Annotated in this window: 11 protein-coding genes; 10 read left to right on the forward strand and 1 reads right to left on the reverse strand. The window is 41.3% G+C overall.

Features of this window, described 5'->3' with window-relative positions:
* Positions 1 to 51 precede the first annotated feature (51 nt).
* Entirely contained in the window at positions 52 to 1,089 is a 1,038-nt protein-coding gene (pheS, locus tag H605_RS0103610; RefSeq protein ID WP_029052947.1) for a phenylalanine--tRNA ligase subunit alpha, read from the forward strand.
* Between the two features lie 12 nt (positions 1,090 to 1,101).
* A complete protein-coding gene (gene pheT / locus H605_RS0103615) occupies positions 1,102 to 3,513 on the forward strand; it encodes a phenylalanine--tRNA ligase subunit beta (RefSeq protein WP_029052948.1) in 2,412 nt (803 codons plus the stop codon).
* A gap of 63 nt (positions 3,514 to 3,576) precedes the next feature.
* On the opposite strand, the gene rnhC is transcribed toward pheT, so the two are convergent.
* Positions 3,577 to 4,506 carry a ribonuclease HIII gene (gene rnhC / locus H605_RS0103620; protein ID WP_029052949.1) on the reverse strand — a complete coding sequence of 310 codons (930 nt, stop codon included), beginning with the start codon at positions 4,504 to 4,506 and terminating at the stop codon, positions 3,577 to 3,579.
* A gap of 174 nt (positions 4,507 to 4,680) precedes the next feature.
* On the opposite strand from rnhC, the gene zapA reads away from it, so the two are divergent.
* The 8 genes from zapA (at position 4,681) to H605_RS0103660 (ending at position 13,748) form a co-directional block, all read left to right on the forward strand.
* Positions 4,681 to 4,941 (forward strand): cell division protein ZapA, encoded by a 261-nt coding sequence (gene zapA, locus H605_RS0103625; RefSeq protein WP_029052950.1) that lies wholly within the window; start codon positions 4,681 to 4,683, stop codon positions 4,939 to 4,941.
* A gap of 10 nt (positions 4,942 to 4,951) precedes the next feature.
* On the forward strand, positions 4,952 to 5,491 hold the full coding sequence (locus H605_RS0103630; protein WP_029052951.1) for a CvpA family protein: 540 nt from the start codon (positions 4,952 to 4,954) through the stop codon (positions 5,489 to 5,491).
* A gap of 86 nt (positions 5,492 to 5,577) precedes the next feature.
* Positions 5,578 to 7,284: a DNA polymerase/3'-5' exonuclease PolX gene (gene polX / locus H605_RS0103635; RefSeq protein ID WP_029052952.1), complete on the forward strand. Its 1,707-nt coding sequence runs from the start codon at positions 5,578 to 5,580 to the stop codon at positions 7,282 to 7,284.
* A 16-nt stretch (positions 7,285 to 7,300) separates the two neighbouring features.
* On the forward strand, positions 7,301 to 9,658 hold the full coding sequence (locus H605_RS0103640; RefSeq protein WP_029052953.1) for an endonuclease MutS2: 2,358 nt from the start codon (positions 7,301 to 7,303) through the stop codon (positions 9,656 to 9,658).
* 63 nt (positions 9,659 to 9,721) lie between these two features.
* Positions 9,722 to 10,135, forward strand: coding sequence for a DUF350 domain-containing protein (locus tag H605_RS0103645; RefSeq protein WP_029052954.1), 414 nt, complete (start codon positions 9,722 to 9,724; stop codon positions 10,133 to 10,135).
* A gap of 435 nt (positions 10,136 to 10,570) precedes the next feature.
* Positions 10,571 to 12,274, forward strand: a complete 1,704-nt coding sequence (locus tag H605_RS0103650; protein WP_029052955.1) for an AMP-binding protein — start codon at positions 10,571 to 10,573, stop codon at positions 12,272 to 12,274.
* A gap of 89 nt (positions 12,275 to 12,363) precedes the next feature.
* The gene (locus H605_RS0103655) at positions 12,364 to 12,948 is read left to right on the forward strand and encodes a TetR/AcrR family transcriptional regulator (RefSeq protein ID WP_029052956.1); all 585 of its coding nucleotides are present in this window, start codon (positions 12,364 to 12,366) and stop codon (positions 12,946 to 12,948) included.
* A gap of 26 nt (positions 12,949 to 12,974) precedes the next feature.
* Positions 12,975 to 13,748, forward strand: a complete 774-nt coding sequence (locus H605_RS0103660) for an enoyl-CoA hydratase (RefSeq protein WP_029052957.1) — start codon at positions 12,975 to 12,977, stop codon at positions 13,746 to 13,748.
* The last annotated feature ends 9 nt before the right edge of the window (positions 13,749 to 13,757 follow it).

Below are 13,757 nucleotides of genomic sequence, written 5' to 3' on the forward strand. Positions count from 1 at the left end.
TCCGGAAAGTTTAGCTATGTAGCCGCCAAATAGAGAGAGGAGCAAGTAAACATGAAAGAACAGTTGCATGAACTGAAAGAACAAGTAATGCTGAAAATCCAAGAATCCCATACTGTCAAAGAATTAAACGATGTACGCGTAGCGTATCTTGGGAAAAAAGGTCCGATTACCGATCTATTAAAAGGAATGGGTAAATTACCCGCTGAAGAACGTCCGAAGATGGGGGCGCTCGTCAATGAAATCCGAGAAAGTGTAACGGCAATCCTTGAGGAACGTAAAGAGATCCTCGAACAACAAGCGATCCAAAAACAACTGGAAAATGAATCGATTGATGTTACGTTACCAGGCCGTCCAGTAGAACTTGGTAATCATCATCCATTAACACGCGTAGTAGAGGAAATTGAAGACTTTTTCATCAGCATGGGCTATGAAATCGCTGAAGGACCCGAAGTAGAGAAAGATTATTACAACTTTGAGGCATTGAACTTGCCAAAAGGTCACCCGGCTCGTGATATGCAAGATTCCTTCTATATTACAGAGGACATTTTATTGCGCACACATACGTCTCCTGTACAAGCTCGTACGATGGAAGTAAAAGATGGCGCTGCAATCAAAATTATTTGTCCAGGTAAAGTATACCGCCGAGACTCGGATGATGCGACGCACTCTCATCAATTCACACAGATTGAAGGCCTCGTTGTGGGCGAAAATATCCGCATGAGCGACTTGAAAGGCACACTTGATTTATTAGCGAAGAAATTATTCGGTGCTGAGCGTGAAATTCGTTTGCGTCCAAGCTTCTTCCCATTCACTGAGCCTTCGGTTGAAATGGATATTTCTTGTTTTAAGTGTGGCGGATCAGGCTGTAACGTTTGTAAGAAAACAGGCTGGATCGAAATTTTAGGAGCGGGTATGGTCCATCCAAACGTTTTGGAAATGGCTGGCTACAACCCAGAAGAAGTTACAGGATTTGCATTCGGCATGGGGCCGGAAAGAATTGCGATGTTAAAATACGGAGTGGAAGATATTCGTCATTTCTATACAAATGACATTCGGTTTATTTCACAATTCCACCGGTCAGAGGCATAAGGAGGAATATTGATGTTAGTATCAACAAATTGGTTAAGTAATTACGTAGACTGGAATGAACTTTCTATAGAAGAACTGGCAGAAAAAATCACTCGTGCTGGAATCGAAGTAGATGGCATCATTGATCGTTCATTCGGTATGGACAATATCGTTATTGGACATGTGAATAGCTGTGTAAAACACCCTGAAGCGGATAAATTACATATCTGTCAAGTCGATGTAGGTGGAGAGATTTCGCAAATTATTTGTGGAGCTCCAAATATCGCAGAAGGACAAAATGTTATTGTCGCACGTCCAGGAGCAGTCTTGCCTGGTGGAATGAAAATTAAGAAAGCGAAACTTCGTGGTGAAGAGTCTAACGGCATGATCTGTTCACTGCAAGAACTCGGTATCGAAGGAAAGTTGGTTCCAAAAGCGTACGCAGAAGGAATTTATGTGTTACCAAACGATGTCCGTGCTGGAGATAGCGCATTGACGCATCTCGGCTTATACGATCGTATTTTGGAATTTGATTTAACACCAAACCGTTCTGACGCACTGAGTATGCTCGGTGTTGCGTATGAAGTAGGGGCGATTTTGTCTAAAGATATTAAATTGCCGGAAATATCCTATACAGCGTCCGCAGAAAAAGCTCAGGACGTTTTGAAGCTTTCTGTAGAAGCAGCTGAAGACAACCCAATGTACGTGGCAAAAGTAGTGAAGAACGTCAAAGTTGCAGAATCACCTCAGTGGTTGCAAAACACGTTAATGTCTGCGGGTATTCGACCGCATAATAACGTAGTCGATATCACGAACTATGTATTGATGGAATATGGTCAGCCACTTCATGCATTTGACTATGACCGTCTTCAAACGAAAGAGATTGTCGTGCGTCATGCTCGTGAAGGTGAAAAAATGGTGACGCTTGATCAAGTAGAACGTACTTTACATGATTATCAACTAGTAATAACAAACGGCAACGAGCCGGTTGCACTTGCGGGTGTAATGGGCGGCGCTAATTCAGAAGTGTATGAAGGTACTACTACTGTTGTCATTGAGTCAGCTTATTTCGCACCAGGTTCTGTTCGTCAAACATCTAAAGAAGTAGGACTACGCAGTGATGCAAGCACACGCTTTGAAAAAGGTGTGGATCCGAATCGTGTAGCAGAAGCAGCAGAGCGAGCAGCACAATTGATGGCTGAACTGGCGGGGGGAGAAGTTCTTGAAGGATCGGTTATGTTCGACGAACTCGACAAAACGCCTGAGAAAATTATTCTTTCACCGGACTACGTAAATAATCGTTTAGGTATGAAGATCGCTATGGATGAAATGAAAACGATTATGGACCGTTTGCAAATCCCGACAGAATTAATCAACGGCCAACTCGTAATGGATATCCCGACTCGACGTCAAGATTTGAAAATCAAAGAAGATATGATTGAAGAAATTGCACGTCTATACGGTTATGACGAAATCCCAAAAACACTACCAATTGTAGAAAGCACACCAGGCGGTTTGACTCCTTATCAGTCGAAGCGTCGCATTGTCCGCAGATTCCTAGAAGCGGCAGGTCTATCGCAAGCTTTGACGTATTCATTGGCTTCACCAAAAGATGCGCAAGCTTTCGCACTGGAGACAGCTCCTGTAACGAAATTGCTTATGCCGATGAGTGAAGAACGCAGTATTCTTCGACAAAGCATAATTCCACACCTTCTCGATGCTGCAACGTATAACGTGGCTCGCCGGAATGATTCGATTGCACTTTACGAAACAGGATCCGTTTTCCTAGGTATCGAAGAAGACGGTTTGCCGAAAGAAGTAGAACATGTTGCAGCCGTATTGACTGGCAAATGGGTTCATCATGCATGGCAAGGCGAAACGAAAAAAGTTGATTTCTTCGTTATGAAAGGAATTGTAGAAGGATTATTTGAGCAGTTAGGTTTGCTTGAACGACTACAATTCACAAAAGCGACTGTGGAGCAAATGCACCCAGGACGGACAGCTACAATATGGTTGGACGATCAGTCAGTAGGGATCATTGGTCAAGTGCATCCAACTGTGCAAAATCAACGTGACTTGCAAGAAACATATGTCATGGAAATGAACTTGCAGTCTATTATGCAAACTGCAACGGAAGAGCTGTTGTATGAAGCCGTTCCACGCTATCCTTCCATCTCTCGTGATATTGCTTTAATGGTCGATCGAGACACATCTGCTGCGAACTTGGAGAAAATTATCGAGCAAGCAGGCGGTAATTTACTGAAGAAAGTTCAGTTGTTTGATTTATACGAAGGGAAGAACGTGGAGGAAGGAACAAAATCCGTTGCGTTCTCTCTAACATACTTTGATCCCGAGCGTACGTTAACGGATGAAGACGTCGTCAAGGCACATAGTAAAGTATTGGACGCATTAACTGTACAAGCGAACGCACAACTTCGTTCATAATAAATAAGCAGGCTACCTATCAGTTTTCTGACGGGTAGCCTGCTTCATTTTACTGTAGTCCTATTATTTTTTGTAAGCGAGTTTCAATGCCTTTTGTGTATTGGCGAAATGTACTTTCGTGATAGTGTGTAGAAATGGCTCTCCCTTTTTACGAATGATTTGACAAGCTATTTGATCAACTTTGGGTCCAGCACCTTTAGGCAATGTTACACCAGCTTGACTGCTTAATTGATCCATAGCTTCAAGGAATGCAACCCGTGCGAGTATAGAGGCTGTCGCTACCGATACGTGGAGGTTTTCAGCTTTTGTTGAAAAAAGTACTTTATCTTGAATGATACTAGATTCATCCTTTAAATAATTATAGTAGACACGTCGCTCCGCAAACTGGTCAATGAGAATATGTTCCGGTAAAACGGGAAGCATCTGGTCGAGTACTTCCTGAAGTGCTTGGTTATGAAGAATAGCCTTGATCTTACCTTGCGACCATCCTTTACTTTGGATTTCATTGTATTTGACGTTATCAAGCGTCAACACCGAGTAGGTAACAACTTGTTTCAAATCCTCAGCAATTTGCTGCATATACGCATCTGTAAGTTGTTTGGAATCTTTTACTCCTAGTTCTTTCACCAATTCAATCTGGTCACTACTAACAAAACAAGCAGCTACAGTGATAGGACCGAAGAAATCTCCAGTACCTGTCTCATCAGAGCCAAGTACGGATGCCGATGCGAAATTTGCAGGTAACGTATCTCCTTTTGCTCCAGAAGGTGTCACTTTCGTTACAGTTCCTATAGTCCCCCAACGTGCAGCTTCTCTATCAGCACCTGCACCTTGAAACAATACTTTACCTGACCGATAGACGGTGATAGATGTATCAGCAATTTTGGCTGCGAAAACGACACCTGGCGCATTACGGATGACTTTATTTGTTTCATAGAAGCGAACTACTTCTGGTATTTCTTTTTCAGATAGAACAATGACCTGATTACTCACTTATTTACCCACTCCTTGAAATGATCTAGTACTCAGTATACCTGAAACTAGAATTTCTAATGAAAAATAATGTCTGAAATCCGAACCTCGTGTCAATATGAGGCATAATTGATTCACAAGTTATTGATTTTCATGGTATGATTATAAAAGGGTTTTAAGAGGGAGGGCGTAAAAATGGCGGACAAAAAAAGAGCAAGAGTGACAGTTGATATCTACGGACAAACATATACGGTTGTTGGTACGGAACCATCTGCACATGTGCGTTATGTAGCCTCGCTCGTTGATGAAAAAATGCGCGAAATCAATAAGCATAATCGACACCTCGACAGCAAGAGAATTGCTGTTCTAACAGCGGTAAATAGTGTCCATGAATTTCTGAAACTACAAGACAGAGTAAAAGAATTAGAACAAGAAGTGAAAAATATGAAGGGTTGAGGGGCAAAACATGATAGATTTACTCATTATTTTATTGCTTGTAGGCGGCCTGATTGCAGGCTTTAGACGCGGATTCATCGTACAGCTTATCCATATGTTAGGATTGATTGTATCGGTAATCGTGGCGTATAAGTTCTACGAGCCATTTGCAGAAAAATTAATATTATGGATACCATATCCAGGGGCGACTGCAGTAGATTCACTGAGCTGGACGTTTGAAAACTTGGATATGGATATGACATTTTACCGGTTGATCGCATTTATTTTGATTTTTGTCGGAATGAAGCTAGTTTTGCAATTAGTTGGTTCCATGCTAGACTTTATCAAGCATATTCCGATCCTTGGTTTTGGCGCACGTCTGATTGGCGCTGGACTAGGCTTTATTGAATTCTATGTCATCATCTTTTTCTTATTATCTTTACTTGCGATGCTTCCTGTTGAAGTCATTCAAAACTCATTAGGTCATTCATTGCTGGCAAAAGCGATGTTCGAACATACGCCACTTATTTCCTCGGCAATAAAGAATTGGTGGTTCGTTTATATAGGCTAACGCTTGTAAATAATGTACTGTACATATGAACTAAAAGCTTCCCGAACGCGTGGAAGCTTTTTTAACAGAGTGGGGAGGATACTGACTTGAATAAAAAGACGATAATCCGTACGTTTGAAAAGATTGCATTATATATGGAGCTACTTGGAGAAAATCATTTTAAGGTAGCTGCATTTAGGAAAGCCGCTTCGACTCTAGAATTGGACACAAGAAGTCTCGCTGAGATGGATGATATTCTGTCATTGAAGGGAATCGGTAAAGGTACCGGTGCGGTTATTATTGATTTAATGGAAAAAGGGACTTCTGATGTATTGACGGAGCTTGAAGAGAAAGTTCCGAAAGGTTTGATCCCTCTTTTGAATATCCCTGGACTCGGCGGAAAGAAAATAGCCAAACTACGTGAAGTGTTAAGTATAGATTCGATTGAATCGCTTCAAGCAGCTTGCGAAAGACAAGAGGTAAGCAAAGTTCCGGGATTCGGTAAAAAGACAGAAGAAAACTTATTGCGTGAAATTGAAATACTTGCAAATCGTTCAGGTAAGACACCGATTTGGCAAGTGACAAAAGTCGTTGAGATCGTTGAGGCTGAATTAGAGTTGATCCATGAGATTCAAAAGTATCAAGTAGCAGGGAGTTATCGCAGGCGCGAAGAAGAAAGTTCAGATGTGGACTGGATTCTCGTAACGGACGAACCGCAAATCGTTCGTGAAAAAATCTTGGCTGCGTTACCGATCGAAAAAGTGATTGCAGCGGGCGATGCTAAACTGTCGATTTCACTTGATACAGAAAATCCAATCGATGCAGATTTTCGTTTTGTCACGGAAAACCAATTCGCGACAGCACTTCATCACTTTACTGGCTCTGCTGCGCATAATATACGGATGCGTCAGTTGGCTAAAAATCGCAAACAAAAAATTAGTGAGTACGGTGTAGAAGATGAAACAGGACATGTGCAGACATTTTCTAGTGAAAAGGAGTTCTTTGCCCATTTTGATTTGCCATTCATTCCACCAAGTATTCGTAAAGACGGAACGGAGCTTGATCGAGCAGAAGAAATCTCTAAACTTGTCACACCTGAATTGATTCGTTCCGATTTGCATATGCACACCACTTGGTCAGATGGCGGTCATTCCATAGAGGAGATGGTAGAAGCCTGTCGTGCAAAAGGTTATTCACACTTGGTCATCACTGATCATTCGCATTATTTAAAAGTAGCAAATGGTTTAACACCTGAGCGTTTATTGGAGCAAATAGAAGAAATTCGTGCAGTGAACATGAAGTATGATGATATTGAAGTATTCTGCGGAACTGAGATGGATATTCTGCCGGATGGGAAATTAGACTTTGAAGATGAGATTCTAGAGCAATTGGACTTTGTCATTGCGTCCATTCACTCTAGTTTCAATCAACCACAAGAACAAATAATGGAGCGTTTGCATGCCGCGTGTAAAAATCCGCACGTACACATGATTGCCCACCCGACAGGCCGTATTATTGGTCAACGTGAAGGGTATAATCCGGATATCGAGCAGCTCATCAAATGGGCAAGTGAATACGGTAAAATATTGGAAGTGAACGCAAGCCCATATCGTTTGGATTTGCGTACAGAACACGTAATTCAAGCAATAGAAGCTGGTGTCAATATTGCAATTAATACAGATGCGCATGCGATAGAACAACTTGATATTATGCCGATTGGCGTAGAATACGCACAAAAAGCTTGGCTAGCTGCTGAACAGGTAGTCAACACGTGGAGCCTTGAAACATTTATTGAGAAAGTGATCCGTAGATGAAAGGAAGTGTAAGACATTGGAAAAGCGTGTCTTAAAAACACTTGAATTTGATAAAATCATTCAACAAGTATCGGCACAATGTACGTCCATTGCGGGCCGAGCACATATAGAGCAGTTAGTACCTTCAAAAAGTCTTGAAGATGTCAATCGGTTACTTGAGGAAACAGACGAAGGATTGGCACTTTTACGAATCCGCGGGAATGTACCGATGGGTGGAATCCACGATATTAGATCCCACGCTAAACGAGCGCAAATTGGCGGCATGTTAAGCGCAATGGAACTAGTGGAAATTGCCGATACCATCCGTGCTAGCAGAATTCTTCGTCAGTTTTTAGAAGCGGTTACGGCTGAAGGCGAGATTACTATTCCTCATTTAATGGCACGTAAGGAAGCGATGCCGATCCTAACAGCAATTGAACATGAAGTCAATGCAGCAATCGATGATAATGGTCGAGTAATGGACAGTGCTTCATCCGCGTTACGTTCGATTCGCCAAAGTTTACGTATCCAAGAAAGTCGTGTGCGTGAACGTCTTGAAAGTTATACGAGAGGGAAAAACGCATCGAAAATGTTGTCTGACGCAATCGTCACGATGCGAAATGATCGGTATTGTATTCCCGTTAAAGCAGAATATCGCTCTCACTATGGCGGTGTAATTCACGATATGTCATCATCTGGCCAAACGCTGTTTATTGAGCCAGATGCAGTCGTGCAGGCGAATAACGAGATTCGTGAACTGAAAGTTAAAGAGCAGGAAGAAATTGAAAAGATTTTGCTTGCCTTATCTGCCAGTGTTCAGGAAATCGCCCATGAACTATTCACCTTAGTGCAGTTATTGGCAGAAGTTGATGTCATTTTAGCAAAAGCTAAATACGGTACTGCGAATAAATGTACGAAACCAGCTGTGAATGCAAATGGTTATATGCGCCTTGCTAAAGCGCGTCATCCACTTCTACCGATTAATGAAGCGGTAGCAAATACGATTGAATTTGGCGACGATATTACAACAATTGTTATCACGGGTCCAAATACAGGCGGTAAGACAGTTACGCTAAAAACAGTTGGTCTTTGTACTTTGATGGCACAATCAGGTTTGCCAATTCCGGTACTCGATGGCTCTGAAATTGCGGTCTTTGATTCAATTTATGCAGATATCGGCGATGAGCAATCGATCGAACAGAGCTTGAGTACATTTTCATCTCATATGGTCAACATTGTTAATATATTGAAGAAGTTCGATGAACGTTCTCTATTATTATTCGATGAATTAGGTTCCGGGACAGATCCTCAAGAAGGTGCTGCGCTTGCTATATCCATTTTGGATGAAGTGCACGGTACTGGCGCACGTGTGATGGCAACTACTCACTACCCGGAACTAAAAGCGTATGGCTTTAACCGACCTGGTATAGCCAATGCAAGTGTTGAATTCGATATTGATACATTGAGTCCTACCTATCGTTTGTTGATCGGAGTGCCAGGACGAAGTAATGCGTTTGAAATTTCACAACGTTTAGGTTTGCAAAGTCACATAATAGACCGTGCAAAAGGTTTCACCGGAGAAAATCGAGGGGAAGTAGATTCCATGATTGCTTCTCTTGAAACGAGCCGTGTACAATCCGAAAAAGATGCAGAGCGTACTCATGACGTACTTCTCGAAACAGAGAAACTAAAAAAAGAATTACACGATAAATTACAGGAATTCGAAGAGCAAAAAGACCGTTTAACGGAAGCAGCCAAAGAGAAAGCGAAAAAAATCGTGGATCAAGCCAAAACTGAATCCGAAGCGGTTATTTCAGACTTGCGTGCTCTACGAATGAATGCGGGAGCCAGCGTTAAGGAGCATGAGTTAATCGAAGCCCGAAAACGTTTGGAAGGCGCTGCGCCTGAAGAGAAGAAAAAGAAAACCATTAAAGCTCAAGCAGGACCTCGTCCATTACAACAAGGGGACGAAGTGAAAGTACTCGCATACGGACAAAAAGGAACTCTTGTCGAAAAAGTATCAGACAAAGAATGGATCGTTCAAATTGGTATTTTGAAGATGAAATTATCTGAATCCGGATTGCAATATACAAAGCCTGAAAAAGAAAAGAAACATGTCACAGTTTCAGCAGTAAGAGGGCGTTCCGAACATGTCAAAATGGAGCTCGATTTACGTGGTGAACGATATGAAGATGCTCTTGCCCGAACGGAGAAGTACATTGATGATGCGTTATTATCCAACTACCATCAAGTGAACATTATTCACGGTAAAGGAACGGGAGCACTTCGACAAGGTGTTCAACAATATTTGAAAAAACATTCACGCGTGAAATCCTATCGCTTTGGTGAAGCAGGCGAAGGCGGAAGTGGCGTTACCGTAGTAGAATTAAAATAAATGAAACCTTTCAACTGCTTGGACCGTATGACAAGCAAGAGAATATAAAGAAGGTGTAGCGTGATGAATCATACGGGATTTTGGAGTCATCCATTAGTTGAAACGGCCGGGTATTTCAGTGTCGTTACACTGTGCTTGATTGTATCAATGGTGCTATTTGAAATCGTAACAAAATATAAAAACTGGGAAGAGATCCGCAAAGGGAATTTGTCAGTGGCGATGGCGACTGGCGGAAAAATATTTGGTGTCGCTAATATTTTCCGCTATTCTATCGAGCAGCATAATAGCCTGCCACAAATGATGGGCTGGGGCTTATTCGGTTTCGTCCTCCTCGTTTTTGCCTATTTGCTGTTCGAGTTCTTGACGCCGAAGTTTAAGGTGGACGAAGAGATTCAAGCGGACAATCGCTCCGTCGGCTTCATCTCGCTCTGCATTTCGGTAGGTCTGTCATTCGTCATCGGCGCCAGTATTTCATAGGAGACCGCATATTATGGAAAGATTAATTAAGATACTATTAGTAGTCTGTGTACTCTTCGTCCTCGTGGGAGTATACTGGCTCTTTAACAACACACCTTGACCTCGGTCTTGGTGTTTTTTAATATTTGAAATGGTGGAGAGCAATTGTAAACAGAAAATAGGTAAGTAGTAAGTGAGAGAGAATGGAAGTTTCAGCTGGCGGATGCTTACCCATCTCTCGCTTCCCCTCTGATGCGGAAATCCCCACCTATATCCCATGTTCAGCCTTTCTATTTCTAAAAATGAATAAAAGTAATTACTCTCACATAAACTAAGAGGTACGTATGCAAGGGAATAAAGCGCTTTCATATTTATCTTGTAAACTAATTAGTTTATCGATATACTAATGAATAAGGAATGTTCTAACAATTACATTAACGTAAAGGAGTTGTAAAGATGACAAATAAACCTTGGCTTGCTGCATATCCAAAAGAAATTCCGACTTCTTTAGAATACGAAAATATTCCATTGCAAGACTATCTTACAAGGTCTAGCAAAAAATATTCAAATAACACAGCCATTCATTTTATGGGGAAAGACATCACGTTCAAAGAATTTCACGAGTCTGCTCTAAAATTTGCTAGCTACTTGCAAAAATTGGGAGTCGTAAAAGGTGATCGTGTAGCCATCATGCTTCCGAACTGTCCGCAAAGCGCCATCGCATACTTTGGAATTCTCTATGCAGGTGCAATAGTAGTCCAGACTAATCCATTGTATACAGAGCGCGAATTGCACTATCAACTTTCTGATTCGGGTGCAAAAGCGATTATTTCGCTTGATATCTTGTTCCCCCGGGTCACGAAAGCAATGAATGGGACTGCGATTGAAAATATTATCATTACGGGAATTAAAGATTATCTTCCATTCCCCAAAAACCTAGTCTATCCTTTCATTCAGAAGAAAGAACATAAGTTGGCTGTAAAAGTGGAACACCGTGGCATTCATCATGTATATACTGAAATAATGAAATCAACAAAACCCGATCCGATCCATATAGCTTATGAGAAAGGTGATATTGCATTATTGCAGTATACTGGAGGAACGACAGGACCGCCAAAAGGCGTAGAACTGACGCATTCCAATTTAATCAGCAATACTGAAATGTGTAGTGCGTGGTTATACCAAACGACGGATGGCGAAGAAACAATCATGGGAATTCTACCTTTCTTCCATGTCTATGGAATGACAACGGTCTTAATATTCGCCGTAATGAAAGGTCATAAAATGGTGTTGATACCTAAATTTGATTTTAAGACTGCATTGAAAGATATTGATAAACAAAAACCTACTCTATTCCCAGGTGCACCCACAATCTATATTGGCCTGTTAAATCATCCTGATTTGGAGAAATACGATCTGTCTTCTATTAAAGCTTGTATCAGTGGATCTGCCGCATTACCCATTGAAGTGAAAGAAAAATTTGAAGCGGTAACCGGTGGGAAACTTGTAGAAGGATATGGCTTAACAGAGACATCTCCAGTTGCTATGGCGAACTTTGTGTGGGATGGACTAGAAAAGCGTGGCTCTATCGGTGTTCCGTGGCCTGATACGGATGGATGTGTGCTTGGACCAGGCTCATCAGAACCGTTACCAGTAGGAGAAATTGGGGAGATTGCGATAAAAGGTCCTCAAGTCATGACAGGTTATTGGAATAGACCTGACGACACAAAGGAATCATTCCGCAATGGATGGTTTTTGACAGGAGATCTAGGGTATATGGATGAGGACGGATACTTCTATGTAGTCGATCGTAAAAAAGATATGATTATCGCAAGTGGATTCAATGTCTATCCACGTGAGATTGAAGAAGTCCTGTATGAACATCCAGCAATTCTAGAATGTATCGTGGCGGGTGTACCAGATCCATATCGTGGTGAAACAGTTAAAGCGTATATTGTTTTAAAAGAAGGATATTCCATAACGGAAAAAGAATTAGATACGTATTGCAGAAAGCAACTTGCTGCATTTAAAGTGCCGAAGCATTATGATTTCCGTGAAGATTTACCTAAAACAGCAGTAGGTAAAATTTTGCGTAGAACATTAGTAGAGGAAGAGCGAAAGAAATTAACGGAAGTTCAAAATTCATTAAAAAGTTCGTAACAAAATGCTTGACTATAACCTAAAAGAATATTAACATGAAAATATGAATGAATCATCATTCATATTTTCTTTTTGGTGGTGAAACATTAATGAAGCGAACAAAACCTAAATATAAACAAATTGTAGATGCTGCAGTAATTGTTATTGCGGAGAATGGGTACCACCAAGCGCAAGTCTCGAAAATTGCTAAGGAAGCTGGAGTTGCGGATGGAACGATTTATTTATACTTTAAAAATAAAGAAGACATCCTCATATCTGTATTCAGAGAAAAAATGGAAATATTCGTAGAGAACATTAAAGAAATACTAAAAAAAGATCTTCCTATAGCAGAAAAATTGCAATTGGTTGTAGAAAATCATTTTACCGTACTACAAGAAGATCCTCACTTAGCGATCGTCACACAATTGGAACTCAGACAGTCAAATAAAGATCTGCGATTCCAAATCAATAATGTGTTAAAAGAATATATGGTTTTGTTGGATACTTTGCTCGAAGAAGGGGTAGAGAAAGGAGAGTTGTCTCCTAATCTTGACCTTAGACTAGCAAGGCAGATGTTATTTGGCACGATGGACGAGACAATTACCTCTTGGGTGATGAACGAACAGAAATTTAACTTAATTAGATTAGCGCCTAAAGTTAGTGACATGTTATTGCATGGCTACAAACTTCAGTAAGTATTGCATTAAAGGAGAGATAGTAGATGACATTGATTAACTTAGAGAAAGACGGACATGTCGCATTAGCGAAAATTGACCATCCACCGGCGAACGCACTGTCTTCGAAATTGATTGAAGAAGTAGATCAGCTGTTAACTAGCGTAGAGCACGACGACGATGTTCGCGTTGTGGTTCTATACGGTGAAGGTCGATTCTTCTCAGCGGGTGCCGACATTAAAGAATTCACAACAGTTGACACAGGGGCAGCGTTCTCGAAGCTTTCTAGTAAAGGACAAGAAGTTTTCGAGCGTTTAGAGAATTTCCCTAAACCTGTAATCGCTTCCATTCATGGAGCAGCACTTGGCGGTGGTTTAGAGCTTGCCATGGCTTGCCACATCCGTTTGGTTACGAAGAGTGCGAAACTAGGCTTGCCTGAATTGCAACTAGGTCTCATTCCTGGATTTGCAGGTACGCAACGTTTACCGCGCCTAGTTGGTGTAGCGAAGGCAGCAGAAATAATGTTAACTAGCGATCCAATCTCAGGTGAAGACGCAGTACAGTGGGGACTTGCAAATCATGCATATTCAGACGAAGAACTTTCAGCTGAAACTTTGAAACTAGCGAAGAAGATTTCTCAAAAGAGCCCGATTGCAGTGAAGCATGCTTTGCGTATGCTTTCGTACTCAAAAGATCAGTCATTCTACGAGGGTGTAGAAGAAGAAGCGAAATCATTTGGAGAAGTTTTCGTCTCTGAAGATGCAAAAGAAGGTATTCAAGCATTTATTGAAAAACGTCAACCTACATTTAACGGGAAGTAATTATCGAAT

Origin of the sequence: Sporosarcina ureae DSM 2281 (genome assembly GCF_000425545.1) — a bacterium.
GTDB lineage: Bacteria > Bacillota > Bacilli > Bacillales_A > Planococcaceae > Sporosarcina > Sporosarcina ureae.